Genomic DNA, 26,592 nt, shown 5'->3' with positions numbered 1-26,592 from the left:
CGCGTTTCGGCTGCTCAGAATAGCTGTGACCAATCTGGCAGCGGCCGCCTCATGGAACCGCTGGTCAATTGTCAGACGCTGCCATAATCTCGGAATATGATGTCTCAGACCACCGTCGCCGACGCGACGCCGGATCTCGGGCCCCGGAAGGGGTTACGGGGCCATCCCTGGCTGACACTGCTCTCCGTCGCGATCGGCGTGATGATGGTCACGCTCGACGGCACCATCGTCGCTGTCGCGAACCCCGCCATCCAGAAGGACCTCGGCGCCTCGCTCGCCGACGTCCAGTGGATCACCAACAGCTATCTCCTCGCCCTCGCGGTCGCCCTGATCACCGCGGGCAAGCTGGGTGACCGCTTCGGTCACCGGCTGACCTTCCTCATCGGCACCACCGGCTTCGCCGCCGCCTCGGGTGCCATCGCCCTCTCCGACACCGTCTCGATGATCGTCGGCTTCCGCGTGCTCCAGGGCCTGTGCGGCGCCCTGCTGATGCCGGCGGCGCTCGGTCTGCTCCGGGCCACCTTCCCGGCCGAGAAGCTCAACATGGCCATCGGCATCTGGGGCATGGTCATCGGCGTCTCCACCGCAGGCGGACCGATCCTCGGCGGCGTGCTCGTCGAGCACGTCAACTGGCAGTCGGTCTTCTACGTCAACGTCCCCGTCGGCGTCCTCGCGCTCGTCCTCGGACTGGTCATCCTCAAGGACCACCGCGCCGAGAAGGCGCCCAAGTCCTTCGACCTGCTGGGCATCGTGCTGCTCTCCGGGGCGATGTTCTGCCTGGTGTGGGCCGTCATCAAGGCGCCCACCTGGCAGTGGGGCGACTCCAGGACGCTGACCTTCCTGGCCGTGTCGCTGCTCGCCTTCGTGCTCTTCGCCGTGTGGGAGGCCAGGGCCCGCGAACCCCTGCTGCCGCTCGGCCTGTTCCGCTCCGTGCCGCTGACCGCGGGCACGGTCCTGATGGTCCTGATGGCCTTCGCCTTCATCGGGGGCCTGTTCTTCGTCACCTTCTATCTCCAGAACGTGCACGGGATGAGCCCGGTCGACAGCGGCCTGCACCTGCTGCCGCTCACCGGCCTGATGATCATCGGGGCGCCCACGGCCGGCGCGGTCATCACCCGGATCGGACCCCGCATCCCCCTGGTCGTGGGCATGCTCTGCACCGCGGCCGCCTGCTTCGGCACCTCCACGCTGACCACCGGCTCCGGCACGGGCATCATGTCGCTCTGGTTCGCGCTGTTCGGCCTGGGCCTCTCGCCGGTCATGGTCGGTGCCACGGAGGTCATCGTCGGCAACGCCCCCCTGCGGCACGCCGGTGTGGCCGGCGGCCTCCAGCAGGCCGCCATGCAGGTCGGCGGCTCGCTCGGCACGGCGGTCCTGGGCGCGGTCATGGCCGCCCGGGTCGATCACGTGCTGCCCGGCAAGTGGACCGGTGCCGGACTCCCGCCGGTCACGCACGAGCAGCTGTCCCAGGGCTCCGACCTCATCGCGATCGGCATCGCCCCGGTGCCGCCGGGCACACCGGCCCCGGTCGCGGAGAAGATCTCGACCGTCGCGCATGACACTTTCGTGTCAGGCATGAGCCTGTCCTTCACGGTCGCCGGCGTCATCGCGCTGGTCGCCGCCGCGTTCGCGCTGTTCACCAAGCGCGGCGCGAACGCCGACGCCGCGGCGGGCGCCGCGATGGTCTGAGGCCACCGCACCTTCCCCCGCAGACCGCCGCCTTCCCCTATCAGGGCCCCGCTCGCGGGGCCCTCTTGGCAGCGGCCGGCCTGCGCGGCCAAGATCGACGCAGCAGTCACCGATCACAGGGAGTGATGCATATGCGTACGATCCGTTTCGCCGCCCTCGCCGTGGGGGCCGCCGCCGGGCTGGCCCTCGTGAGCGCGCCCGCCGCGACCGCGTCCGCCCCGGCGCGACCGGGCGCGTGCGGGGCCGGGCAGCTGTGCCTGTGGCCGAAGGCGGACTACCGGGGCGTGCGGACGACGAGCGAGCTCTCCGGTATCGACATCGCCAGCTGTGTGACCTTACCGGCGGGCCCGGGGGCGGCCTCCTTCGTCAACCGCACCGGCCGCCCGGTCACCACCTACCAGAGCGCGACCTGCGCGGAGACCGGCGAGTTCGCGACGTACCCCTCGGGCACCTGGGTGCCGGAATCGCCGTACGCGGTCCGGGCCTACAAGGTCTGGGAGAACTAGCCGCAGACAAAAAGAACCCCGCGCCCCTGAAAGGGGCGCGGGGAACTGCGCGCTCAGCCGAAGCGGGCCCGCAGGCGCCGGACGGCCTCAGCCGCGATGGCGCCGAGACGCCGCCAAGGCAAGCGCAGCGCTCAGGCGTCGCCGCCCGCGGCGCCGGGGTCGGCGGCCGTCACGTCGAGGAGCTGGTAGCGGTCCACCGCCTGCTTGAGGGCGGAGCGGTCGACCTTGCCCTCCTTGGCGAGCTCGGTGAGCACCGCCAGGACGATCGACTGGGCGTCGATGTGGAAGAAGCGACGGGCCGCGCCACGCGTGTCCGCGAAGCCGAAGCCGTCCGCACCCAGCGACTGGTACGCACCGGGCACCCAGCGCGAGATCTGGTCCGGAACCGCCCGCATCCAGTCGGACACGGCCACCTTCGGGCCCTCGGCGCCGGCCAGCTTGGACGTCACGTACGGGACGCGCATGTCCTCCTCGGGGTGCAGGAGGTTGTACTCCTCCACCTCGATGGCGTCACGGCGCAGCTCGTTCCAGGAGGTCGCCGACCAGACGTCCGCCTTGACGTTCCACTCGTCCGCGAGGATCTGCTGGGCCTCGACGGCCCACGGCACGGCCACACCGGAGGCGAGGATCTGCGCGGAGACCGCGCCCTTCTCGCCCGCCTTGTAGCGGTACAGACCCTTGAGGATGCCCTCGGCGTCCACGTCCGCCGGCTCGGCCGGGTGCTGGATCGGCTCGTTGTAGACGGTCAGGTAGTAGAAGACGTCCTCGGCGTTCTCGCCGTACATCCGGCGCAGACCGTCCTTGACGATGTGCGCCATCTCGTAACCGAACGCGGGGTCGTAGGAGACGACACCCGGGTTGGTGGACGCCAGCAACTGCGAGTGACCGTCCGCGTGCTGGAGGCCCTCACCGGTCAGCGTCGTACGGCCGGCGGTGGCGCCCAGCACGAAGCCGCGCGACAGCTGGTCGGCCATCTGCCAGAACTGGTCACCGGTGCGCTGGAACCCGAACATCGAGTAGAAGACGTAGACCGGGATCAGCGGCTCGCCGTGTGTGGCGTAGGCCGAGCCCGCCGCGATCAGCGAGGCCGTGCAGCCCGCCTCGGAGATGCCGTCGTGCAGCATCTGGCCGGTCGGCGACTCCTTGTAGGCGAGCAGCAGCTCGCGGTCCACGGACTCGTACTGCTGGCCCAGCGGGTTGTAGATCTTCGCGGACGGGAAGAACGCGTCCATGCCGAAGGTGCGGTACTCGTCGGGGGCGATCAGCACGAAGCGCTTGCCGATCTCCTTGTCCCGCATGAGGTCCTTCAGGATGCGGACGAACGCCATGGTCGTGGCGATCGACTGCTGCCCGGAGCCCTTCTTGGCGGTCGCGTAGACCTTGTCCTCGGGGAGGACCAGCGGCTTCGCGCGCACGACACGGCTCGGCACATAGCCGCCGAGCGCCTTGCGGCGGTCGTGCATGTACTGGATCTCCTCCGAGTCGCGACCCGGGTGGTAGTACGGCGGCAGGCCGGACTCCAGCTCCTTGTCGGCGATCGGGATGTGGAGACGGTCACGGAAGCGCTTGAGGTCCTCGACCGTGAGCTTCTTCATCTGGTGGGTCGCGTTGCGGCCCTCGAAGTTCGGACCGAGGGTCCAGCCCTTGACCGTCTGCGCGAGGATCACGGTCGGCTGGCCCTTGTGCGCCTTGGCCGCCGCGTACGCCGCGTAGATCTTCTTGTGGTCGTGACCGCCGCGGCCCAGGTGCAGGATCTGGTCGTCGGTCATGTTCTCGACCATCTTCCGCAGACGCTGGTCGTCGCCGAAGAAGTGCTCACGGATGTACGCGCCGGTCTCGGTGGCGTACGTCTGGAACTGGCCGTCGGGGGTGCTGTTGAGCTTGTTGACCAGGATGCCGTCCCGGTCCTGCGCCAGCAGCGGGTCCCAGGAGCGGTCCCAGACCAGCTTGATGACGTTCCAGCCGGCGCCGCGGAACTGCGACTCCAGCTCCTGCATGACCTTGCCGTTGCCGCGGACCGGGCCGTCGAGGCGCTGGAGGTTGCAGTTGACGACGAAGGTGAGGTTGTCCAGACCCTCGCGGGCGGCGATGGACAGCTGGCCGAGCGACTCCGGCTCGTCCATCTCGCCGTCGCCCAGGTACGCCCACACGTGCGACTTGGAGGTGTCGGCGATGCCGCGGGCCTCCATGTAGCGGTTCATCCGGGCCTGGTAGATCGCGCCGAGGGGGCCGAGGCCCATCGAGACGGTCGGGAACTCCCAGAAGTCCGGCATGAGCCGCGGGTGCGGGTAGCTGGAGAGGCCGTAGGGGGCCTTGGACTTCTCCTGGCGGAAGGCGTCGAGCTGCTGCTCGGACAGTCGGTCCAGGAGGAAGGCGCGGGCGTAGACACCGGGGGAGGCGTGCCCCTGGAAGAAGATCTGGTCGCCGCCGTCGCCCTCGTCCTTGCCGCGGAAGAAGTGGTTGAAGCCCACGTCGTAGAGCGACGCCGAGGAGGCGAAGGTGGCGATGTGACCGCCGACGCCGATGCCCGGGCGCTGGGCACGGGAGACCATCACGGCCGCGTTCCACCGGGTCGCGTTGAGGACCTTGCGCTCGATCTCCTCGTTGCCGGGGAAGAACGGCTCGTCCTTGGTGGCGATGGTGTTGACGTAGTCCGTGCTGCGCATCTCGGGCACGGCCACGCGCTTCTCGCGGGCCCGCTCGATCAGGCGAAGCATGAGGTAGCGGGCACGTTCCCGGCCTCGCTCATCGACGGCTGCGTCGAGCGAGTCGAGCCACTCCTGGGTCTCTTCGGGATCGAAGTCCGGGACCTGGCTGGGAAGGCCGCCAATGATGATCGGGTTGCGATCGGATCCGGAAGCCACGCTGTTCCTTCGGTGTTCGGGTCGTGCTCAGCACGCGGTCAACTACGGTCTGCTGCTCTGTCGCGTCGGCTCCCATCGTGGACCGCGGCGACGGATACGTCATCTCTACCGGGCGGTAACCACCACTCCATGAGACGACGTGTCAAGGGGTGGCCGTCTGAGGGCGGCCAAATCGCAACCATACGCTCCCTTTGGGGGGTGCCCGCGTACGGCCGTTCGGGCCTGTGGGCCGTAATCACACGGGGCAACTTCGCAAACCCGGCAGAATGCTGTGGCATGAATCACCCGCCCGTGCCCTTCCATGGTGAGGGTTGCGGTGGGAGAGCCGCTTCCGTCACCGTTTCGGCGGTCTCGGCGGCCGGGTACTTGCGCGATCGGTCCGGCACGTGTGGACTACGGCCAATGACTCGCGTATGCGGGGAACACAAGACACTTTCTCGAAAGATGACAGGAGGCAATAAGTGAGCGCGACCGCGGACCACGCGGAGGAGCGGACCAACCCTGCCGCCAGGCTGGGTTTCCAGCCCGGACAGGTGGTCCAGGAGATCGGCTACGACGACGACGTCGATCAGGAACTCCGCGAGGCCATTGAGGAAATCACCGGCCAGGATCTGGTCGACGAGGACTACGACGACGTGGCCGATGCCGTCGTCCTGTGGTTCCGCGACGAGGACGGCGACCTGACGGACGCGCTCGTGGACGCCATTGGCCTGCTCGAGGACGGTGGGATCATCTGGCTGATGACCCCCAAGACCGGCCGTGACGGCTACATCGAGCCGAGCGACATCAGCGAGGCGGCGCAGACCGCCGGGCTCAGCCAGACCAAGAGCGTCAGCGTGGCCAAGGACTGGGCAGGCGCCCGCATGGTCGCCCCGAAGCGCTAGCAACGGCCTCAGCAGCGCCCCACCGCGCCCCCCGGCAGCACCGCTGCCGGGGGGCGCGCTGTGTGCGCTGGGGGCGCGGTGACAGACTGGCCGCACCACCCCGCCGGTGGCCGGGGCTGCCGAGGAAACGGGCCCCGGGGCCGGCACCCGTCGAGAGAGGGATGCGAACCCATGGCGATCGAGGTCGGCACCAAGGCTTTGGACTTTGCGCTGAAGAACCAGCACGGCGAGACCGTGCGGCTCTCCGACTTCCGCGGTGAGAAGAACGTCGTGCTGCTCTTCTACCCCTTCGCTTTCACCGGTGTGTGCACCGGCGAGCTGTGCGCCCTGCGCGACGAGCTGCCGAAGTTCGCGAACGACGACGTCCAGCTGCTGGCCGTCTCCAACGACTCGCCGTTCTCGCTGCGCGTCTTCGCCGAGCAGGAGGGCCTGGACTACCCGCTGCTCTCGGACTTCTGGCCGCACGGCGAGACCAGCCGCGCCTACGGCGTCTTCGACGAGGAGAAGGGCTGCGCGGTCCGCGGCACCTTCATCATCGACAAGGAGGGCGTCGTCCGCTGGACGGTCGTCAACGGCCTGCCGGACGCGCGCGACCTGAACGAGTACACCAAGGCGCTCGCGGCGCTCTGATACCTCGCCGAACCCTTATTCGGCGGTTTTCCCGGCTTTACGGAAGCCTGTATTCCGCTCCGGGCGGGGCCGGTGTACGAGTCCCGTGCGAGAAGCCTGTAATCGGTGGGAACCGGTCACTAGGATCCAAACGTTGATCGGGTGCCATCGCACAACGGGGCGCGGGTCTCGCCCTCCCCCTCGAACCAATGGAGGACTCGTGGGAGTCAGTCTCAGCAAGGGCGGCAACGTCTCGCTGACCAAGGCGGCCCCCAACCTGACCGCGGTCATCGTCGGTCTCGGCTGGGACGCCCGTACCACCACCGGTACGGACTTCGACCTGGACGCCAGCGCGCTGCTGACGAACGACCAGGGCAAGGTCGCCAACGACCAGAATTTCGTCTTCTTCAACAACCTCAAGAGCCCCGACGGCTCCGTCGAGCACCAGGGTGACAACCTCACCGGTGAGGGCGAGGGCGACGACGAGGTCATCAAGGTCAACCTGGCGGGCGTGCCCGCCGATGTCCACAAGATCGTCTTCCCGGTCTCGATCTACGAGGCCGAGGGCCGCCAGCAGAGCTTCGGCCAGGTGCGCAACGCCTACATCCGCGTGGTGAACCAGGCCGACAACACCGAGCTGGCCCGCTACGACCTCAGCGAGGACGCCTCGACCGAGACCGCCATGGTCTTCGGCGAGCTTTACCGCAATGGTGCCGAGTGGAAGTTCCGCGCCATCGGTCAGGGGTATGCCTCGGGTCTGCGCGGTATCGCCCAGGACTTCGGCGTCAACGTCTGACCGACACTGCCGCACGGCGTCCGGCGCCGCATGCCCCGTCCCCGGTTTTCCCGGGGGCGGTGGCGTGCGGCGCCGGACGTGCATCGGACACCGTTCAACTCGGGGAGGAAACAAGATCATGGGCGTCACGCTCGCCAAGGGAGGCAATGTCTCCCTCTCCAAGGCCGCACCCAATCTCACCCACGTCACCGTGGGTCTCGGCTGGGACGCGCGCTCCACCACCGGGGCCCCGTTCGACCTCGACGCCAGCGCCCTGCTCTGTGCCTCGGGCCGGGTCCTCGGCGACGAGTACTTCGTCTTCTACAACAACCTCAAGAGCCCCGAGGGCTCCGTGGAGCACACCGGTGACAACCTCACCGGCGAGGGCGAGGGCGACGACGAGTCCATCCTGGTCGACCTGACCAAGGTCCCGGCCACCTGCGACAAGATCGTCTTCCCGGTCTCCATCCACGAGGCCGACCTCCGCGGCCAGAGCTTCGGCCAGGTCAGCAACGCCTACATCCGCGTGCTCAACCAGGCCGACGGCAGCGAGCTCGCGCGCTACGACCTCAGCGAGGATGCCTCCAGCGAGACCGCGATGATCTTCGGCGAGGTCTACCGCTACGGCGGCGAATGGAAGTTCAGGGCCGTGGGACAGGGGTACGCGTCCGGGCTGCGCGGCATCGCCCTAGACTTCGGGGTCAACGTTTCGTAAAGCCGCGCACGGCGCGGGGGAACCCCTTAGCGAAGGATTGGGTAGCCAGTGCTCCTGAAAACCTTTGGCTGGTCGTTCGCCATCACGGCGGCGGGACTGGCCTTGGCCGGCGTTCTCTGGGGGTGGCAGGGGCTGGCGATCGTCGCGATCCTGTCCGTCCTGGAAATTTCGCTCTCGTTCGACAATGCGGTCATCAATGCCGGAATCCTCCGGAAGATGAACCCGTTCTGGCAGAAGATGTTCCTGACCGTGGGCATCCTCATCGCCGTGTTCGGCATGCGGCTGGTGTTCCCGGTCGTCATCGTGGCCATCACGGCGAAGCTGGGGCCGATCGAGGCGGTCAAGGTCGCCCTTCAGGACCACGAGCGCTACGAATCGCTGGTCACCAGCGCCCACCCGGCCATCGCCGCCTTCGGCGGCATGTTCCTGCTCATGATCTTCCTGGACTTCATCTTCGAGGACCGGGACATCAAGTGGCTGGAGTGGCTGGAGAAGCCGCTCGCCCGGCTGGGCAAGCTGGACACCCTCTCCATCGTCGTCGCGCTCGTGGTGCTGCTGATCACGGCCACCACCTTCGCCACGGCGGTGCCGGTCCACGGCGGCGAGGGCACGGTCGACAAGGCCTCCACGGTGCTCCTCTCCGGCATCGCCGGCCTCGTCACCTATCTGATCGTCGGCGGCGTCTCCGGCTTCTTCGAGGACCGCCTGGAGGAAGCGGAGGACGACGACGAGGAGGAGGGCGCGCCGAGCCCCGCGAAGAAGAGCGGCAACGGCGCGATCGTCGGCCTCGCCGGCAAGGCCGCGTTCTTCATGTTCCTCTACCTGGAGGTCATCGACGCGTCGTTCTCCTTCGACGGCGTCATCGGCGCCTTCGCCATCACCAACGACATCTTCGAGATGGCGCTGGGTCTGGGCATCGGCGCGATGTACATCCGCTCGCTGACGGTCTTCCTCGTCCGCAAGGGAACCCTCGACGACTACGTCTATCTGGAGCACGGCGCGCACTACGCGATCGGCGCGCTCGCCGTCATCCTCCTCGTCACGATCAAGCACGAGATCAACGAGGTGATCACCGGTCTGATCGGCGTGGTGCTGATCGGGCTCGCCTTCTGGTCCTCCGTGGTGCGCAACCGCAGGGCCGTGGCATCGGGCGACGGCTCGGACAGCAAGGCCGAGGTCTCCTCCGGGGTGTGACTCCGGCACATTTGAGGAACGCTCTGATCGGGGCGGTCGTGGGGGTCACCTCGCGACCGCCCCGCGGCAGTCCGGTCCACTCGGGGTGGGGGTTCACGGCCATGGCGATCTGGGACAAGCTCTTCGGCAACTGGGGGCGTGCGGGCGAGCAGCAGCTCGATTTCGGCGGTGCCAACGGCGCGGTCGAGCTGACCAAGCGGCACCCGTCGTTCTCGCTCACCAAGCAGGGCGCCGTCACCGGCAACCTCCGGGTCAACCTGTCCTGGCGGATGCGCACGACCTCGGCCTTCGACGAGAAGGGCAGCCTGGGCGAGGGGCTGCGTCACCCGCTGCGGAAGTTCCGGCCCGAGATGGTGCAGGCGCAGGGCCCCGCCTTCGTCAATGTGGACCTCGACCTCGCCTGCATGTACGAGCTCCAGGACGGTTCGAAAGGCGTGGTCCAGCCCCTCGGCTCGATACTGGGCAGCCTCAACAGCCCGCCGTACGTCCAGCTCAGCGGCGACGACCGGTTCGGCTCCGGGTCCGGCGAGACGATCTACATCAACATGGACCACCGTGCGGAGATCAAGCGACTGCTGATCTTCGTCTACATCTACGACGGCACCCCCGCGTTCGACCGTACGCACGCGATGGTGACGCTCTATCCCGGCAACGGGCCCCGGATCGAGATCCCGCTGCACGAACGCGCCCCCGAGGCCCGCTCGTGCGCCGTCGTGATGATCGAGAACGTCAAGGGCGAGATCACCCTGCGCCGCGAGATGAAGTACGTCTACGGCTTCCAGGCGGAGCTGGACCGCCTCTACGGCTGGGGCCTGCAGTGGGGCCGCGGCTACAAGTCGAAGGTGTGAGGGAGGCCGCGGGTCAGCGGTTCGACTGGAACTGCGGCCCCTGCGGCGGAAGGCGGAAGGCGGGGTCCGGCGCGCTCCGCTGCTGGGGATAGCCGTACGCCGGGGGTGCCGACGGCGGCACGGACGGCGGCGGGGGATAGCCGTATCCCGGGGCCGGCGCGGGAGCCGGGGCCGGCGGGGCGGCCGCTTCGGGTTCCGGCTCCTCGACCGAGATGCCGAACTCCGTGGCCAGCCCGACCAGCCCGGAGGCATAGCCCTGGCCCATCGCCCGGAACTTCCAGCCCTCCCCGCGCCGGTAGAGCTCGCCGCAGATCATCGCGGTCTCGGACCCGGTCTCCGGCTGCACCTCGAAGAGCGCCACCGGTTCCGCGCCGTCCGCGCCCGCGTCGTACAGCAGCACGCACAGGTCGCGCACGAGCCCGAAGGGCCCGCCGTCCGCCGAGGCGGCCAGCACGATCCGGTCGACGGAGGGCTCCAGGGCGTGCAGGTCGGCCTCGAGTGAGTCCGTCGCGCCCTCGACCAGTCGCTTCTTCGCCAGATGGCGGACGGCGCCCGAGGGGTGGCGGGGCTGGTTGTAGAAGACGAAGTCCGCGTCCGAGCGCACGCGGCCGTCCTCGCCCACCAGCAGCGCGGAGGCGTCCACGTCCGGAATGCCCGGGCCGGGGGTCCAGCGCAGCACGGCCCGTACGTTACGGGCGTCCAGCGGGATGTTCGACCCCTTCAGCATGGCGTGCGTCATGCCCGCAATCCTGCCTTCCCGTACCGGCCGCGGACAACGCAGGGGCCATCCGGGCTGTTCACCCATCCAGGAGGCCGGGTTCTCATGCACTTGGGGAACTCTTGACCACCTCCCGGACGTACGATAATCGGCCACGCTTTCGGCTGGACGGTCCGGTGGGAAGCCGTGGACACGGGGAGAGTAATGAGGCATTTCGAGCACCTTGCGCCCTCGGTGCGGAATGGGCTGTTCCATAGAGCGCCCGCCGCCTTCGACGCGCACTCCCCGGCCGACACGCTCGCCGTCGCCCTCGGCGCCACGCTCTACAGCCCCGCCACCCGGCCCACCCTCGCCGAGGACATCGCCAAGCAGGCGGAGCGCGGAGTGGTCTCCATGGTGCTCTGCCTGGAGGACTCCATCGGCGACGCCGACGTGAGCGACGCGGAGGAGAACCTCGTCCGCCAGTTCACCGCGCTCGCCGGCCTCGCCGCGAGCGGCCGGAGACTCCCCCTCCTCTTCATCCGGGTCCGGGAGCCGGCGCAGATCACCGACCTCGTCCGGCGGCTCGGCCCGGCCGGGCGGCTGCTGTCCGGATTCGTACTCCCGAAATTCACCGAGGAGCGCGGCATCCCCTTCCTGGAGGAGCTCGCCGCGGCCGAAAACCACTGCGGGCGGCGGCTGTTCGCCATGCCCGTCCTCGAATCCCCCGAGCTGCTCCACCTGGAGACCCGCACCGCGACGCTCTCCGGCATCGCCCGCACCGTCGGCAAATACCGCGACCGCGTGCTGGCCCTGCGGCTCGGCGTGACGGACTTCTGCTCGGCGTACGGCCTGCGCCGCGCGCCCGACATGACCGCCTACGACGTCCAGCTCGTCGCCTCCGTCATCGCCGACGTCGTCAACGTCCTCGGCCGCGCGGACGGCAGCGGCTTCACCGTCACCGGACCCGTCTGGGAATACTTCAGACAGCACGAGCGGATGTTCAAGCCGCAGCTGCGCCGCACGCCCTTCGCCGGCCCCGCGGAGGAGCTGCGCAACGCGCTCATCGAGCACGACATGGACGGCCTGCTCCGGGAGATCCAGCTCGACCGCGCCAACGGCCTCCAGGGCAAGACCTGCATCCACCCCTCCCACGTCGCCCCCGTGCACGCGCTCTCCGTCGTCAGCCACGAGGAGTTCAGCGACGCCGAGGACATCCTGCGGCCCGAGCGCGAGGGCGGCGGAGTGATGCGCTCGGCCTATACGAACAAGATGAACGAAGTGAAGCCGCACCGGGCCTGGGCGGAGCGGATCATGCTCCGTGCCGAGGTGTTCGGTGTCGCGCGGGAGGACGTGAGCTTTGTGGAGCTGCTGGCGGCGAGCGTCGGGACGGCCGCGTGAGGTGGCAGGGGCAGTGGGTCGAGGACCGGCTCGGCATCGGTCTCGAGGGCGACGCCTCCCTGCGCGACCTGCTGGGCCTTGCCCTGCGGCGCAACCCCAAGCGGGCGCACCTGCTCGTCTCCCAGGTGCTCGGCAAGCACGTGCCCGTGGCGCCGTCCGCGGTGCACGGCTCGGGGGCCGGGCTCGGCCGCCGGGTCCGCGCGCTCCTCGGTGACGAGGAGGCGGCGCGCGCCGTCGTCCTCGGCTACGCGGAGACGGCCACCGGCCTCGGCCACGCCGTCGCCGACGGCCTCGGCCTCGCGCCCTACCTGCACTCCACCCGGCGGCCGGTCCCGGGCGTGACCCCGGTCGGCGGCTTCGAGGAGGAGCACAGCCACGCCACGTCCCACCTGCTCCTGCCGGAGGACCCCGCGCTGCTGTCGGGCGACGGCCCGCTGGTGCTGGTCGACGACGAGTTCTCCACCGGCCGTACGGTCCTCAACACGATCACCGCGCTGCACGCACGCTTCCCGCGCGAGCGGTACGTGATCGTCGCCCTGGTCGACATGCGCGGCCCGGCCGACCGCGCGCGCCTGACCGACTTCGCCGCCGGACTCGGCGCCCGCGTGGACGTCCTCTCCCTGGCCTCCGGCACCGTGCGCCTGCCGGAAGGGGTGCTGGAGCGGGGGCAGGAGCTGGTGGCACAGCACGATTCCGTCCCGACGGCGCTGCCGGCCCCGCCGTCGCGCCGGGGCGAGCCCCCACGCCGGGTGGACCTCGGCTGGCCGACGGGCGTCCCCGACGGCGGCCGGCACGGTTTCACGCCCGCCCACCGCGCGGCCCTGGACGAGGCCCTGCCCGCCATGGCGGCACGCATCGCCGAAGCGCTCCCCGCCGACGCCCGGCGCGTGCTCGTCCTCGGCAACGAGGAGCTGATGTACGCACCCCTGCGGCTCGCGTGCGCGCTGGAGACGGCGCTCGGCGGCCCGGCGGAGGACCAGGCGCGCCGGGGGACCGACCGCGCGAACCGCGTACGCGGCTGCGATGGCGCGGGGCGCGGTGGCGGTGCCGGCGGCCACGGCGCGTGCGTGGGGGAGACGCCGGTGGACGACCCGGCCTCGGCCCGGCCTGCGAGCGGGGGCGACCGGGTGGGCGGCCCGGGAGCCGGTCGCGTGGACGGCCCGCGCGGAGGTCACGAAACCGGGCCGGGCGTCCGGGAGAGCGGTCCGGGGAACGGTCGCGCGGACCATGTGCGCGGGCGCCGCGCCGCCGAGGCGAGTGGTCCTGCCGATGGCCGGTGTGAGGCCGATGGTCAAGCCGGCGGCCCCGACGCCGGTCGCGCGGACGGAACGCGCGAGCGTCGTGGCACCACCCGGAGCGGTCCTGCCGACGGCCGGCACCGGGCCGACCGTCAAGCGAGCGTTCCGCACGCCGGACGCGTCGGCGAAGCATGCGAGCGTGGTGGCACCGCCCCCACCGCCCCAGCCGGCAGTCGGATCGAGGCCGACGACCAAGCGGCCGGCCCGGACGCCGGTCGTACCGAGTCCATACGCAGCCGTCGTGCCACCGCGCGGGACGGCCACCACCCCGCCGTCGACGTGCGGTTCTCCACCACCACCCGGTCACCCGTCCTCGCCGTCGACGACCCCGGCTACGCCATCCGCACGCGCCTCGTCTTCCCCGCCCACGACGAGCCCGCCGACGGCCCCGGCCACCGCTACGCCTACAACGTCGCGGGCGCCGGCTTCGACGCCGTCGTCGCCGTCGTCGACGCGCACGGCGACACCCCCGAACTGCACGCCCCCGGCGGCCTGCTGGACGTGCTCGCCCCGCACACCGGGCAGGTCCTGCTCGCCGTCGTCCCCTCCCACACACCGAAGGCCCCGACCATGCCCGAGCCCCTCCGCGGCCCCGCCTTCTCCTCCTACGGCCCGCGGGACGTCGGCTGGCTGCTCCAGGACCTCTCCGACGTCACCCTGGAGGCGCCCACCGAGGAGCGCGAGGAGGCGATCCAGAGCGGCGGCGCGCACTACGCCGAGTCGCTGCCCGTCGAGTACCAGCCCAGCGCGGAGTACCAGGCGCTGTTCCGCGCCGCGCTCGACGCGTCGGCGCCCCGCATGGCGCACGCCGTCGGCGTCGTCACCGAGACCGTGCTGGCCGAGCGCTCGCCCCGCCCGGTGCTGGTCTCCCTGGCCCGCGCGGGCACCCCCGTCGGCGTGCTGATGCGCCGCTGGGCGCACCACGCGTACGGCCTCGACCTGCCGCACTACGCCGTCTCCATCGTCCGCGGCCGGGGCATCGACCGCACGGCGCTGCGCTGGCTGGCCGCCCACCACGACCCGGCCGACGTCGTGTTCGTCGACGGCTGGACCGGCAAGGGCGCGATCACCCGCGAACTCGCCGACGCCCTGGCCGGCTCCGAGGAGGGATTCGACCCCCGCCTCGCCGTGCTCGCCGACCCCGGCCACTGCGTGGAGACCTACGGCACGCGCGACGACTTCCTCATCCCCTCGGCCTGCCTCAACTCCACGGTGTCGGGCCTGATCTCCCGTACGGTCCTGCGCTCCGACCTCGTCGGCCCGCACGACTTCCACGGCGCGAAGTTCTACCGCGAGCTCGCGGGCGACGACGTCTCGCACGACCTCCTCGACGCCGTCACCGCGTGCTTCCCCGAGGTCGGGGAGCGGGTCGCCCGCGACGCGAAGGACATGGCCGCCGCCGACCGCACGCCCACCTGGACGGGCTGGGCGGCCGTCGAGCGCATCAGCGAGGAGTACGGCATCCACGACGCCAACCTCGTCAAGCCCGGCGTCGGCGAGACCACCCGCGTCCTGCTGCGCCGCGTCCCGTGGAAGATCCTCGCCCGCCGGGGCGCGGACGCGGACCTCGGCCACGTGCGGCTGCTGGCCGCCCAGCGCGGCGTCCCGGTGGAGGAGGTGGACGGCCTGCCGTACAGCTGCGTCGGCCTGATCCACCCCCGCTACACCCGCGGCGCGACCGGCGCGGACGGCACGGCGGTGACCGCCCCGTGACGCTCCTCGTCGCCAGCGACCTCGACCGCACCCTGATCTACTCCGCCGCCGCGCTCGCCCTCGGCATGCCGGACGCGCGGGCGCCCCGCCTGCTCTGCGTCGAGGTCTACGAGGGCAGACCGCTCTCGTACATGACGCAGACCGCGGCGGACCTGCTCGCCGAACTGGCCCGCACCACCGTCTTCGTCCCCACCACCACCCGGACGCGCGAGCAGTACGGCCGCATCCGGCTGCCCGGCCCCGTACCGGAGTTCGCGATCTGCGCCAACGGCGGGGAGCTGCTCGTGCGCGGCGAGTCCGACACCGGCTGGCGGCGGCAGGTGGAGCGGACGCTGGCCGCCGGGTGCGCGCCACTGGACGAGGTCCGCGCGCACCTGGTGCGCAGCGCAGACCCGGCCTGGCTGCTCAAGGAGCGCACGGCCGAGGGCCTCTTCGCCTATCTCGTCGTGGACCGGCCGCTGCTGCCCGACGGCTGGGTGAAGGAGCTGGCCGAGTGGGCCCGCGCCCGGCGCTGGTCCGTCTCCCTCCAGGGCCGCAAGCTCTACGCCGTGCCGGAGCCACTCACCAAGAGCGCCGCGGTCGCCGAGGTGGCCCGCCGCACCGGCGCGTCCGGGGTGCTGGCCGCCGGCGACTCCCTGCTCGACGCGGACCTGCTGCTCGCCGCCGACCGCGGCTGGCGCCCGGGCCACGGCGAACTCGCGGACGCCGGCTGGACCGCACCGCACGTGAGGGCCCTGGAGACGCGGGGCGTGCTGGCGGGTGAGGAGATCCTCGGGGCGTTCGGCGAGGCGGCGGCGTAATCTCCTTGGCATACACAGCCGTTGGTGACCGCCCCTCCCGAGGAGCTTCGCGTGACCTCATTCAAGGGCATCCGGATGACCCCGGAGCTCTACGACTACGTCCTCGCACACAACCCGCCGCTCAGCCCGGTGCAGCGCTCCCTCGTCGACCTCACGCACACCGCGCTGCCCGGCGTCGCGGTCAAGCAGATCGCCCGGGAACAGGGCCCGTTGCTGGCCTTCCTGGTCCGGCTCACCGGCGCCCGGCACGTGGTGGAGGTCGGCACCTTCACCGGGCTCTCGTCGCTCTCCATGGCCCAGGCGCTGCCCGCCGACGGCAAGTTGATCACCCTCGACATCTCGGAGGAGTGGACGGCCTACGCGCGCGACGCCTGGGAACAGGCGGGCGTGGCCGACCGCGTCGAGCTGCGGATCGGCGCCGCGCTGGACTCGCTGCGGGCCATGCCGGCCGATCCGCACATCGACCTGGCCTTCATCGACGCCGACAAGGAGGGCTACGTCGACTACTGGGAGGAGCTCGTGCCCCGGCTGCGCCCCGGCGGGCTGATCGTGGCCGACAACGTCCTCTTCAGCGGCGAGGTCCTCACCCCGGAGACCTCGCGCACGGGCGCGGCGGTGACCGCGTTCAACGAGCACGTGGCCGCCGACAAGCGCATGGACTCCGTCATGCTGGCGATCGCCGACGGCCTGACCCTCGCCCGCCGGACCGGCTAGCCGCAGCAGCCGCCCCCGCAGCAGCCACCGCCACCGCCGGTACGGGGGGCGGGGGTTGCCGCGGCGGCACCGGTGACGGCGACGGTCGACAGCAGCTTCACGGTGTCCGCGTGGCCCTCGGGGCAGGTGGCGGGGGCGGACGACTCGGCCATGGGACGGTTGAGCTCGAAGGTGTCGCCGCAGGCTTTGCAGCGGTATTCGTAGCGAGGCATGGGGGCAGGATAACGGGCGGATTTCTCCCCAGCCCCGCCCCTTCCCGGCTGCGGGCCGGTCAGCGCCTGCGGCGCTTTGTTCCCCTACCCCGCCCCTTCCCGAAACCTGGGCTGCGTGCCCCGGACCCCCGCAACACGCTTCGCGCGTTGTCCTCAAACTCCCCCAGCGGTAGCTGGGGGAGTTTGAGGACGCGGCCGCAGGCCGCTCACGCCGCAGGCGGCGAACCGACCGGCAGCCGGGGGCCTGGGGCACGCGCCCCCCACGCGGCGGAGCCGCACATCAGATACAGCGGGAAGGGGCGGGGTGGGGAAAAGCCCGCCGCAGGCGCAGCGGACCGTACCCACCCCGGTCAGGACATCAGCGGCTGCGAACCTCCCTGATGTCCCGCACCACCCCCGCCGCAACCTCCCGCACAGCCGCCGTCTCCAACAGAAAGTGCCACCAATCCGGATGGCGTCCCTCCAGGCCCGCCACCGCCCGCTCCAGGCGGGCCACCGCCTCGTCCAGCGGGCGCGCGTGGCGCGGGTCCGGCGTGCTGCGGCCCGCCATCGCGAGCCGCTGCGCGTCGCGCACGGCGAAGCGGGTGCGCTCGACCTCCTTCTGGTGGTCGAAGGACACCTCGTCCAGCCGGCGCAGCCGCTCGCCGGCCGCGGACACCGCCTCGTCGGTGGTGTTCAGCAGGGCCCGTACGGTCGACAGCCCGGACAGGGCGTCCGGCCAGCGCTGTTCGTCACGCGCCGCCTGCGCCTCCCGCAGCTTCGCCTCCGCCTGCTCGACGGCGCGCCCGGCCTCCTCGGGCACCTGCTGGAGGTCCTGCCAGCACGCGGCGCTGTAGCGGCGGCGCAGCTCGCTGAGGACGGGCCCGACACCGCCGGCGCGCGTGGTGATCGCCTGGGCGCGGGTGCGCAGCGACACCAGGCGCTTGTCGATGTCGGCCGCCTTCCGCGGCAGGCCCTCGGCCTCGTCGCGGATGGTCTCGGCCTCGCGCAGCACCCGCTCGGCGCGGGCGACGGTCTCCTGCACGCCGTGCTGGCCGGCGCCCTGGTTGAGCTTGGTCAGCTCGGGGGAGAGGGCGGCCAGCCGCGCGGCGAGATCGTCGGCGCGCAGGCCGGAGGCCCGTACGGCGTCGAGCGCGTCGCTCGCGGCCAGGAGCTTCTGCCGGGCCCGCTCCACGGCGGGCGCGAGCTGTGCCAGCCGGTCCTCGGCCGGCCCCAGCAGCGACCCGAGGCTCTGCCCGAACCGCTCCAGGTCGGCCTTGACCCGCAGCAGCTCGTCCATGGCCCGGGTCAGGTCCGTGCGCGCGCGGGCCGCGGCCCCGGCGTCCAGGTCGTCGCGGTCGAGGTCGTGGGAGTCGACGGCGGTGATGTAGGCGTGCGACACCTCGTCGATGCGCTGCCCGAAGGCCGCGAAGTCGGCGGCCGCCTCGCGGGCGGCGGGCGAGGAGTCGGCCGCGGTGATCGTCTCGATGGAGATCCGCAGGTCACGCTGGGCGGTGTCCAGCTCGTAGAACGCCGCGGCCGCCGCGTCCTTCGCCGCCTGCGCGTCCGCGCGCTGGCCCTCGCCACGGCCCCAGCCCCAGCGGCGCGTGCCTCCGCCGGCGAAAGCGGCGGGCAGGGGCGCGGCGAACGTCGCGGCGAAGAGGGCCACGGGCAGCAGTGCGAGCCCGGCCGTCTCCCGGGCCGCGGCGGCCACCGCCGCCCGCGTCCGTCCGGCCCCCGCGGAGCGCAAACGGCGGCGTGCCGGTCGTACGGACTGCGCGATGGTCGCCGTCACTTGCCCTCTCCCGATGGATCGCCCCTGGCCCGGAGGGCCATTCTCCCACCCGCCGGGGGCGAACACACAGGACGGTCAGCCCGCCGCGACGACCTGCACCTCGCCGTTGTTGCTGCTCCCGGAGACCGTGTGCCGGCTGGCGTCGTCCCGGGGGACGTCCACCTTCGTACTGCCGTTGCCGCTGTGCACGTCGACCTTGTACGGGGCACGCGGGAGCTCGATGCGGGTGCTGCCGTTGTGGTTGACCGTCCTCACCTGGTCCGGGACCTGCTTCAGCGCGATCCGGATGCTGCCGTTGCCGGAGCGGGCCCTGACCTGGCGGGCGCCGCTGCCGGTGGCGGTCACGGTGCCGTTGGTGCTGGAGAGGTCGAGGGCGCCCGTGGCGCCGGTCACCCGGACCTCGCCGTTGCCGGAGGAGATCTTCAGGTCCGTCTCGAAGCCGCGCGCGGTGACCCCGCCGTTGCCGTCCTTCACGGTGACCTTGACCCCGCGGGGCACCTCGATCCGGTGCTTCGACTGGCAATTGGAGCTGATCCCCGAGCAGTGCAGGCGCAGCTTCAGGGTGGACCCGTCCATCTCCCAGGTGCTCTTGGAGGACCCGCCGATGGTCCACCCGGTGAACCACCGGGTCACCTTGACGTCCTTGCCGTCACCGGGCACGAGCTCCAGCGGGGAGTCGTCCGAGTCCACGGTCAGCTCCTGCCCGGAGAACGCGAACGCCCGGTCCTCGGGCTTGGCGTCGTCCAGGTCCGAGTTCCCGCACCCGGCCACGGCGACTCCGGCGAGCAGCACCCCACCGGCGACGAGGGACAACCGGGCGGTGCGACGCGTACGGGAATTCACGGTGACTCCATAAGAGCAGGTCAGGGCTGTGCGGGCGGCTCTTACGCTACGGAGTGGCGACCGAGCCGGGAATGAAGCCGGCCACCGGATCGGGGGTGGGGATATCCCCCGCCCCCTCCGCCCTGGTTTGCGGCGACCGGCCGGTGTCCATGTAGGCTGTCCATTCGTTCCCGGGCGCATAGCTCAGCGGTAGAGCGCTGCTCTTACAAAGCAGATGTCGGCGGTTCAAATCCGTCTGTGCCCACCAGCGCGAAGGCCTCCAGTCGATCTTGGCTGGGGGCCTTTGACATCCGCGGATGACGGCGACGGTGAGCCTGGGGACGGGGCCGGAGCGCGGGCGTCGGCTCCGGAGGATCAGCCCCGGAAGAGGGGGATCCCTTTCATGTCGAGCCACGCGCCGTAGGCCGGGCTCCTGGACGCCGCCTCCGTGTAGGCCGCCTCCAGGTCGGTGAAGAGCGCGTCGAGTTCGGGCAGGGGGAGGGCGCACGCGCGGGCGGCCAGGGAGAGCTCGGCGGTCAGGGGGTCGCCGTGCAGGGGGCGGACGACCGTGCCGGGGGGCGGTTCCGCCGTGGGCTGGCAGGGGCGTACGGCCTCGCCGGAGGCGACCAGGTCGGCGGCGGTGGTGTTGTCGCGGACGTGGATCAGCCGGGGGTCGAGGCCGATGCCCGCGAAGGCCCGGCACAGCGCGGCCCATTCGTGATCGGCGGTCGGGTCCACGATCCAGGAGTCGGCGGCGAGTTCGGCCAGCTTCACCACCGGCCGGGCCGCCGCGGGGTGCCCGGCGGCGAGGGTGACGAACTTCGGTTCCCGCGCGGTGAGTACACGCCGCTCGACCCCGGCGGGCACGGCCAGCGGGAAGCCCTCGGTCTCGTGCACGAAGGCCACGTCGAGCTGATTGGTGGCGAGCAGTTGGAGCAGAGTGTTCGCCGATACCTCTATATGGATGGTGATATCCGTATCGGGCAGCCGCTCGTGGAGGCGGCGCAGCCACCCCGTCACCACCCGGCTGCCGACGCTGCCCACCCGCAGCCGCTCACCGCCCGCGCACACGGCGGCATTTCGCGCGGCCGTCACCAGGGCCGCCATCTCGGCGACGATGGGCCGCGCGCGCAGCAGCACGGTGTGGCCGAGCGGGGTGGGGCGGCTGCCCGTCTGGCCGCGGGTGAAGAGGAGGCCGCCGATGGCCCCTTCGATGCGCCGGAGTTGAGTGGTCAGCGAGGGCTGTGTCATGCCGAGCTGGAGCGCGGCCTTCCGCACACTTCCGGTGTCGGCAATGGCGCAAAGCGCGCGCAGATGCCTGACCTCGAGCTCCACGGGGGGAGCATAACTGCACCTCGCATGTCACACCAGGCACAGCGGGGGCAGGGTAGGTGATTGGACGGAGCTATGGCCAGTTGGCATCATCCGCACCACTGATTACTCGTCAGAGACTGCCCGGGACCAACAGTTCACCGATGCCCCGGCCGACCCACCACCATGCGGCCAGGGCTCTCGGAACGAATGGAGTCCCCCACATGAACCGCTCCACCATGGTGCTCTCGGCGGCCCTCGGTCTCGGTCTGGCGGCGGCGCTGTCCGTCCCCGCCACCGCGGCACCCGTGGCCGAAGGATCGCACGCAGTCACGTCGTCGTCGTACGTCGGCTCGGCGGCAGAGCAGGCGGGCAACAAGGCGTTCTTCGAGGCCGTGATGAAGTCCGCGAAGGCGAAGGCCGCCAAGTCGCCGGGCCTGAAGACGGTCACGGTCACCTACGACCCCAGCAACGCGCCCAGCTTCCAGCAGGAGATAGCGAACGCCGCGCAGATCTGGAACAGCTCCGTCCGTAACGTCCAGTTGCGGGCGGGCGGCAACGCCGACTTCTCGTACTACGAGGGCAACGACTCCCGCGGCTCGTACGCCCAGACCGACGGCCACGGGCGCGGCTACATCTTCCTCGACTACCAGCAGAACCAGCAGTACGACTCCACCCGCGTCACCGCGCACGAGACCGGGCACGTGCTCGGGCTGCCCGACCACTACCAGGGTCCGTGCAGCGAGCTGATGTCCGGTGGCGGCCCCGGCCCGTCCTGCACCAACCCCTACCCGAACACGCAGGAGAGAAGCCGCGTCAACGCGCTGTGGGCCAATGGCCTGACGGCGTTCGACAAGGACGCCTTCGCCAAGGTCCACTGACCCGGCCGAGGTCCCGGTGACCTCCGGCAGGTGATCGTCCAGCGGTCCGGTTCCCCGTGGAGCCGGGCCGCTGCGCCGTTCCCGGGCGCCGCCCGCCCGCGGAGGGCGCATACTGAAGACAATGACGAAGCCAGCAGCGCACCGACGGTTCCTGCCCACCAGCCCCTTCAACGTTCCCACCGCTCCGGCCCCGGTGAAGCACTTCACCGTAGGCGACCGGGTGACCCACGACCGCTACGGCCTCGGCCGGGTCATCGGTGTCGAGGAGGACGTCGCCGTGCTCGTCGACTTCGCCTCCCGGCAGGAGCGCATCCCCGGCCCGTACACCAAACTGACCAAGCTCTGAGCGTGGCGGAGGCCCCGCGGGAGCGTCTCGCCGCGGGGTGCCCGCTCATGGAGAGCAGGCTCGTGAAGAGCCCGCTCACGGGGAAAGCGCTCACGAGGACGGCGTAAGCACGCCCGTACCGATGCGGAACACCCGCCTCGGTCCGTTGGCGTGTCCGCGTACGGCCGGTGCCGTAGCGGGCCCTACCGCGCCTGTGCCTCGCGGTGGCGGGGGTGCTTCACGACGAACGCGGCGCCCAGTCCCGCCGCGAAGAGGGCGAAGAAGGAGACGGCCGTGCCGAGCCAGGTGGCGCCCAGCCACTGGCCGCCGAAGTAGCCCAGGCTCACGCTGTACGCCGCCCAGGTCAGCCCCGCCAGCGCCGACCACGGCAGGAACTCCGCCGCCCTGCGGTGCATGACGCCCGCGCCGAGGCTGACGACCGACCGGCCGGCGGGCGCGAACCGGGCGACGACCACCAGCGGGCCGCCGCCGCGCAGCAGCGCCGTGCCGAGCTTGGCCTGGGCGGCGGTGAGGCGGCGGGAGCGGGCGATGGCGCGGTCGAAGCGGTCGCCGCCGCGCCAGGCGAGGCGGTAGGCAACCATGTCGCCGAGCACCGAGGCCGTCGCCGCGCACATCACGAGTGCGAACATCTCGGGGAAGCCCGCGTGACCGTGGGCGGCGTCACCGACCGCGTCGGCGGCGGAGCCCGCGGCCGTCGTGGCGGCGGTGATCACCAGCACGCCGCTGGGCAGCACGGGCAGGAAGACGTCGAGGAGCACGGAGATCCCGACGATCACATACATCCATGGGGTGTCGGCCAAGGCCCCCAACTGCTCCAGCACGTCCTGATCTCCCGGTACGGTCCCCCGCCGCGACGTCGCAGGGGAGCGGCAGGGGCGGCCTTCACAACCGCACAGCGTACGCCTGGGACTCCTGTGACATGAGCGCGGGGGGCGGCGATGTCGCCGGAATCACGTGCGTCGCCGGACGGCCCGGACCCGGCTGAGCCCAGCCGGATCCGGGCCGCCGGGTCACCGGGTGCGGCGGAAGAGCCGGTCCAGGGAAATGGCGCCGGGGCCGGTGAAGACGAGCAGCAGGAACGCCCACGCGAACATCGCGGACGCCTCGCCGCCGTTCTGGATCGGCCACAGGGCCATGCTCTGGTGCACGTCGAAGTACGCGTACGCCATCGAGCCGGAGGAGATCAGGGCCGCGCTGCGGGTGCCGGCGCCCAGCAGCACGAGGACACCGCCGACGAGCTGGATGGCGGCCGCGTACCAGCCGGGCCAGGTGCCCGCCTCGATCGTGCCGCCGACGCCCGCGGCGCCGCCGAGGACGCCGAAGAGGGACGCGGCGCCGTGGCAGGCGAAGAGCAGGCCCACCACGACGCGGAACGCCGAGAGGGCGTAGGGCCGGGCGGCGTCGAGCCGGTCGGTGAGCGTCGCGGCCTGGGCCGTGGAGCCGGCGGCGGTGCCGGCGGGCGCGGCGGAAGGGGCGGTGGTGGGGGGCATCGCGGAATGACTCCTCGTGTCGGGGACAGGAACGCCGAGGAGCACAGGTTAGGTACACCTAATCGATACTTGCAAGTTCAAGTTCTTGTGGCGTCGACCCCGATGACCACCCGCGACACGTTCGCAGCACGGCCCGCGCCACCGCGTCGGCGTCCGCGAGCGTCACCGAATTCACACCCGGACGGGCGCCCGCCGCCGTCACCCAGCGCACCCCTTCCGTCGGCACGCCCACCGCGAACCGGCGCGGATGCGCCCGCCCCCGCGCGTCGATCAGCCGGTACGGGCTCGGCGTGACGTCCAGGCCGCCCGTCACATGGGAGCCCACCCGGTGTGCCCGGCACTGTCCCGTCCGCAGCAGTCCGGCCAGCAGGGCGTCCCCGGTGCGCCGCACGTCCGGCGCCGGTAATCGCGCCTCGATGACGGTCGTCACGGACACCGTCGAACCGGGGACCACCGCCGAGCGCGCGGTGAAGACGCCCGGTGTGTCCGTCGCCACCTCCAGCCCCGGGCCCAGCACCTCCAGCACGCCCGCCTCGATCAGCGCGGCCGTCTCCTCGATGCGGCGGCGGGGCGGGCCGATCGACAGGAAGGCGTTCAGCGGCGTGTACCAGCCGTCGAGGTGCTCCCGGTGCGAGGCGCCGGCCAGCCCGCCGTGGTCGACGATCTGCCGCAGCTCGTTGCGCAGGTCGCGCAGCACGTCCAGCGCCGCCTTGGCCGGGCCGCTGACGTTGCCCGCGCGGGCCCGGGCCGCGTCCTCGCGCAGGTACGCCAGCAGCCAGGCGCGGAAGTCCCGCCGCCCCTCGAAGCGCCGCTCGCCGTACGGCCGGGCCACCGCCGCCCAGTCCCAGCGGTCGGCGGGCGCGACGCCGAAGCCGTCGAGCACGTCCCGTACGGCCTCGGGGTCCCGGGTGAGCGCCGCCGTGAGGAAGCGGTCGCGGAACCGGTCGGCGGGCAGCCCGCTGCCCTCCAGCAGCGTCGTGTAGTGCACCGCCTCGACCTCGGCGGCCACCAGCGGCCACACCTCGGCCAGGAAGTCCGGCGCGTCACCGGAGGCCGCGCGCTTGCGGAACCCGTCGATGACCTGCGGAGTCAGCAGCAGCGGGGTGTGCCGGGCGTACGCGCCCTTCTGGTTGTCGCCGCGCGCCTGGTAGGGCACACCGCGCCGCGACCCCGCGTACAGCCGGGGCTCCCGCCCCGACGGGTGGTAGACGAGCCCGCCGTCGCGCGCGGTGAAGGTGCCGCCGCGGCCGGTCGTGAGCAGCGCGAGGTGGTCGAAGAAGTTCAGCCCCAGACCGCGCAGGAGCACGGCCTCGCCGGGGCGGACGCCGTCGAGGTCCACGTCGGCGGGGTTGGCGGGCGGGACGTGCCGCAGTCCGTGGCGGGCGGCGTACGCGGCGAACCGGGCCTCCTCCCCGCTCGGGGCCGCGGGCAGATGCCCCTGGGCGAGGACCACGGCACAGAGCCCGCGCAGCGTGCGGCCGGTGTCGAGGGTCAGGCTCTGGAACGGGGGCCGCTCGTCCACCAGGCGTACGGCCTTCGCCCGGTGCACCCGGACCGTCACGTTCTCCGGCGCGGTCCGCACCGTCCGCGCGAAGGCCCACGCCAGATAGCGCCCGTAGCAGGCGCGCGTCGGATAGTCGTCCGGGCCGATGCGCCCGCCCGCCCACGCGTGCAGGCTCGGCCCGGGGCGTATCGGACCTGCGCACTCCACGCTGTCGTCGGTGAACACCGTGACCTGCGAGGCCACGGTGTTCATCAGCAGCTCCGCGGGCTGGTCGACGCGCCACACGCTGCCCGCCCCCGGCGGCGCGGGGTCGACCACATGGACCGTCAGCCGGGCGCGCGGGGCGAGTTCGGGCGCCGAGGCGCAGATCCGCTCCAGCACGCCGGCCCCTCGCGGGCCCGCGCCGACGACGGCTATCGCATGGTGCGCCACGGTGCTCTCCCGGGGGCCGAGGGCGACAAGGTCGGCCCATCATGGCGTCGGGTCGAAGCACGTCGAACGGATTCCTCGGTTCACCGGAAGCGGGCCCGTGGGTGGTGGTTGACTTACCCCTTCCGAGTGAATCGGGCGTGGCGCCGCACGGGGCGGGGAAGTCCTCGGTCTGTCCTCAACTTCCCTTCCTTGCAAAGGAGTCCGCATGCGGCGACTCATCGCTGTCGTCCACGGGGTCGCGGCGTGGTTCGGCTTCTCGGGGAGGCGGTGAGGGCCCGGCCCGTCAGCAGCCGCCCAGCACCTTCTCCATCGCGTTCTTCTCCGCCGGGTCCACGCTCAGCTTGTAGTAGTGCTTCACCGTCACCCACATCTCGACGTACGTGCACCCGTAGGACTTCAGCGGCGGCATCCACTGCGCCGGGTCCTTGTCGCCCTTCGCCTGGTTCACCCGGTCGGTGACCGCGATCAGCTGAGGCCGGGTCAGGTCGTTGGCGAAGGCCTGCCGCTGGGCCGTGGTCCACTTGGCTGCCCCCGACCGCCACGCCTGCGCGAGCGGCACGATGTGGTCGATGTCGACGCTCTGCGCGTCGGTCCAGGTCGCGCCGTCGTACGCGGAGTGCCAGGTGCCGGACACCGCCGCGCACTTGCCGTCCTGCTTCACGTTGTCGCCGTCGCGCTGGAGGACGACCTCGCGGGTGTTGCACTCCCCGTGCTGCGTGATCCAGTGCGGGAACTTGGCGCGGCTGTAGCCGTCCATCGACCCCTCGGCCTGCACGCTCAGCTCGCCCAGATACGTGCGAGCCGTCGCGGCGTCCGCCGGGGCAGGCGGCGCGGCCTGCGCGGCGGGACCGCCCAGGACGAGCGAGCCGACCAGCGCGGCGAGCCCGCCGGCGACGGCGGCGCGACGCGCGTAGACGTTGCACAGGGAAGTGGGGGTACGCATTCCGGGCATGGGAACTCCCTTGGTGGGGGGTGACGGCCGGTCAGGTGCGGCCATGATTGCGACGGCCGGTTTCCGTGGGGTGTTGGCCAGGTAACAGCGTGGCGACGCGGCCATGTCAACGCAAGAGGTTGCGGACGTGAAGTTGATCCTGGCGGGCAGTCATGGACCCT

General features: G+C 71.6%; 24 protein-coding genes and 1 tRNA gene. 15 read left to right on the top strand and 10 right to left on the bottom strand.

Going from position 1 to position 26,592, the window contains the following annotated elements:
* Positions 1-96: 96 nt before the first annotated feature.
* A complete protein-coding gene (locus ACFY1P_RS21285) occupies positions 97-1,689 on the top strand; it encodes a DHA2 family efflux MFS transporter permease subunit (protein ID WP_361529315.1) in 1,593 nt (530 codons plus the stop codon).
* A 131-nt stretch (positions 1,690-1,820) separates the two neighbouring features.
* A complete protein-coding gene (locus tag ACFY1P_RS21280) occupies positions 1,821-2,195 on the top strand; it encodes a peptidase inhibitor family I36 protein (RefSeq protein WP_390751555.1) in 375 nt (124 codons plus the stop codon).
* A 131-nt stretch (positions 2,196-2,326) separates the two neighbouring features.
* Here the strand turns inward: ACFY1P_RS21280 and aceE are convergent, their stop codons facing one another.
* Complete coding sequence (gene aceE, locus ACFY1P_RS21275) at positions 2,327-5,059, bottom strand: pyruvate dehydrogenase (acetyl-transferring), homodimeric type (RefSeq protein WP_361529321.1); 2,733 nt, start codon at positions 5,057-5,059, stop codon at positions 2,327-2,329.
* A gap of 461 nt (positions 5,060-5,520) precedes the next feature.
* Here aceE and ACFY1P_RS21270 point away from each other — a divergent pair, with 461 nt between their 5' ends.
* The 6 genes from ACFY1P_RS21270 (at position 5,521) to ACFY1P_RS21245 (ending at position 10,084) form a co-directional block, all read left to right on the top strand.
* A complete protein-coding gene (locus ACFY1P_RS21270; protein ID WP_361529324.1) occupies positions 5,521-5,943 on the top strand; it encodes a DUF3052 domain-containing protein in 423 nt (140 codons plus the stop codon).
* A gap of 171 nt (positions 5,944-6,114) precedes the next feature.
* Complete coding sequence (locus tag ACFY1P_RS21265; protein WP_361529327.1) at positions 6,115-6,573, top strand: peroxiredoxin; 459 nt, start codon at positions 6,115-6,117, stop codon at positions 6,571-6,573.
* Positions 6,574-6,772: 199 nt separating this feature from the next.
* The gene (locus ACFY1P_RS21260) at positions 6,773-7,348 is read left to right on the top strand and encodes a TerD family protein (RefSeq protein WP_301887664.1); all 576 of its coding nucleotides are present in this window, start codon (positions 6,773-6,775) and stop codon (positions 7,346-7,348) included.
* Between the two features lie 118 nt (positions 7,349-7,466).
* Complete coding sequence (locus ACFY1P_RS21255; RefSeq protein WP_361529330.1) at positions 7,467-8,042, top strand: TerD family protein; 576 nt, start codon at positions 7,467-7,469, stop codon at positions 8,040-8,042.
* 48 nt (positions 8,043-8,090) lie between these two features.
* The gene (locus tag ACFY1P_RS21250; protein WP_361529333.1) at positions 8,091-9,236 is read left to right on the top strand and encodes a DUF475 domain-containing protein; all 1,146 of its coding nucleotides are present in this window, start codon (positions 8,091-8,093) and stop codon (positions 9,234-9,236) included.
* Between the two features lie 101 nt (positions 9,237-9,337).
* Positions 9,338-10,084: a Tellurium resistance gene (locus ACFY1P_RS21245; protein ID WP_361529336.1), complete on the top strand. Its 747-nt coding sequence runs from the start codon at positions 9,338-9,340 to the stop codon at positions 10,082-10,084.
* Positions 10,085-10,097: 13 nt separating this feature from the next.
* On the opposite strand, the gene ACFY1P_RS21240 is transcribed toward ACFY1P_RS21245, so the two are convergent.
* Positions 10,098-10,823, bottom strand: a complete 726-nt coding sequence (locus ACFY1P_RS21240) for a TerD family protein (RefSeq protein ID WP_390751554.1) — start codon at positions 10,821-10,823, stop codon at positions 10,098-10,100.
* Between the two features lie 183 nt (positions 10,824-11,006).
* Here ACFY1P_RS21240 and ACFY1P_RS21235 point away from each other — a divergent pair, with 183 nt between their 5' ends.
* From ACFY1P_RS21235 to ACFY1P_RS21220, 4 genes are all read left to right on the top strand, one after another.
* Positions 11,007-12,182 carry an HpcH/HpaI aldolase/citrate lyase family protein gene (locus ACFY1P_RS21235; protein WP_390751553.1) on the top strand — a complete coding sequence of 392 codons (1,176 nt, stop codon included), beginning with the start codon at positions 11,007-11,009 and terminating at the stop codon, positions 12,180-12,182.
* Positions 12,179-15,193: a phosphoribosyltransferase domain-containing protein gene (locus ACFY1P_RS21230; RefSeq protein WP_390751552.1), complete on the top strand. Its 3,015-nt coding sequence runs from the start codon at positions 12,179-12,181 to the stop codon at positions 15,191-15,193. Before ACFY1P_RS21235 ends, ACFY1P_RS21230 begins: the two co-directional genes overlap by 4 nt.
* A complete protein-coding gene (locus ACFY1P_RS21225) occupies positions 15,190-15,993 on the top strand; it encodes an HAD family hydrolase (RefSeq protein WP_361535325.1) in 804 nt (267 codons plus the stop codon). The genes ACFY1P_RS21230 and ACFY1P_RS21225 overlap by 4 nt, the downstream gene beginning before the upstream one ends.
* 75 nt (positions 15,994-16,068) lie before the next feature.
* Complete coding sequence (locus ACFY1P_RS21220; RefSeq protein WP_361535331.1) at positions 16,069-16,707, top strand: O-methyltransferase; 639 nt, start codon at positions 16,069-16,071, stop codon at positions 16,705-16,707.
* Here the strand turns inward: ACFY1P_RS21220 and ACFY1P_RS21215 are convergent.
* The 3 genes from ACFY1P_RS21215 to ACFY1P_RS21205 form a co-directional block, all read right to left on the bottom strand.
* Complete coding sequence (locus ACFY1P_RS21215; protein WP_361535328.1) at positions 16,704-16,919, bottom strand: zinc ribbon domain-containing protein; 216 nt, start codon at positions 16,917-16,919, stop codon at positions 16,704-16,706. The two genes, ACFY1P_RS21220 and ACFY1P_RS21215, sit on opposite strands and share 4 nt — an antisense overlap.
* A gap of 358 nt (positions 16,920-17,277) precedes the next feature.
* Positions 17,278-18,693 carry a hypothetical protein gene (locus ACFY1P_RS21210; protein WP_390751551.1) on the bottom strand — a complete coding sequence of 472 codons (1,416 nt, stop codon included), beginning with the start codon at positions 18,691-18,693 and terminating at the stop codon, positions 17,278-17,280.
* Positions 18,694-18,768: 75 nt separating this feature from the next.
* Positions 18,769-19,536, bottom strand: a complete 768-nt coding sequence (locus ACFY1P_RS21205; protein ID WP_390751550.1) for a DUF4097 family beta strand repeat-containing protein — start codon at positions 19,534-19,536, stop codon at positions 18,769-18,771.
* A 172-nt stretch (positions 19,537-19,708) separates the two neighbouring features.
* Here ACFY1P_RS21205 and ACFY1P_RS21200 point away from each other — a divergent pair.
* Positions 19,709-19,783 (top strand) — tRNA-Val (locus ACFY1P_RS21200).
* A 107-nt stretch (positions 19,784-19,890) separates the two neighbouring features.
* Here the strand turns inward: ACFY1P_RS21200 and ACFY1P_RS21195 are convergent.
* Complete coding sequence (locus ACFY1P_RS21195; protein ID WP_361530051.1) at positions 19,891-20,850, bottom strand: LysR family transcriptional regulator; 960 nt, start codon at positions 20,848-20,850, stop codon at positions 19,891-19,893.
* A 200-nt stretch (positions 20,851-21,050) separates the two neighbouring features.
* Between ACFY1P_RS21195 and snpA the strand changes: the two genes are divergently transcribed.
* Together snpA and ACFY1P_RS21185 are read left to right on the top strand one after the other, a co-directional pair.
* On the top strand, positions 21,051-21,707 hold the full coding sequence (gene snpA, locus ACFY1P_RS21190; protein WP_390751549.1) for a snapalysin: 657 nt from the start codon (positions 21,051-21,053) through the stop codon (positions 21,705-21,707).
* A gap of 121 nt (positions 21,708-21,828) precedes the next feature.
* Positions 21,829-22,053, top strand: coding sequence for a hypothetical protein (locus ACFY1P_RS21185; RefSeq protein WP_361530045.1), 225 nt, complete (start codon positions 21,829-21,831; stop codon positions 22,051-22,053).
* 182 nt (positions 22,054-22,235) lie between these two features.
* Here ACFY1P_RS21185 and ACFY1P_RS21180 read toward each other — a convergent pair whose 3' ends face one another.
* From ACFY1P_RS21180 to ACFY1P_RS21165, 4 genes are all read right to left on the bottom strand, one after another.
* On the bottom strand, positions 22,236-22,874 hold the full coding sequence (locus ACFY1P_RS21180) for a VTT domain-containing protein (RefSeq protein ID WP_361530042.1): 639 nt from the start codon (positions 22,872-22,874) through the stop codon (positions 22,236-22,238).
* Between the two features lie 189 nt (positions 22,875-23,063).
* The gene (locus ACFY1P_RS21175) at positions 23,064-23,543 is read right to left on the bottom strand and encodes a DoxX family protein (RefSeq protein WP_390751548.1); all 480 of its coding nucleotides are present in this window, start codon (positions 23,541-23,543) and stop codon (positions 23,064-23,066) included.
* A 58-nt stretch (positions 23,544-23,601) separates the two neighbouring features.
* On the bottom strand, positions 23,602-25,479 hold the full coding sequence (locus tag ACFY1P_RS21170) for an FAD/NAD(P)-binding protein (RefSeq protein WP_390751547.1): 1,878 nt from the start codon (positions 25,477-25,479) through the stop codon (positions 23,602-23,604).
* Between the two features lie 283 nt (positions 25,480-25,762).
* On the bottom strand, positions 25,763-26,404 hold the full coding sequence (locus ACFY1P_RS21165; protein ID WP_390751630.1) for an HNH endonuclease family protein: 642 nt from the start codon (positions 26,402-26,404) through the stop codon (positions 25,763-25,765).
* Positions 26,405-26,592 lie beyond the last annotated feature (188 nt).

Source organism: Streptomyces sp. NPDC001407, assembly GCF_042895325.1.
Lineage (GTDB): Bacteria > Actinomycetota > Actinomycetes > Streptomycetales > Streptomycetaceae > Streptomyces.
This window is presented reverse-complemented; position numbering and strand designations above follow the sequence as displayed.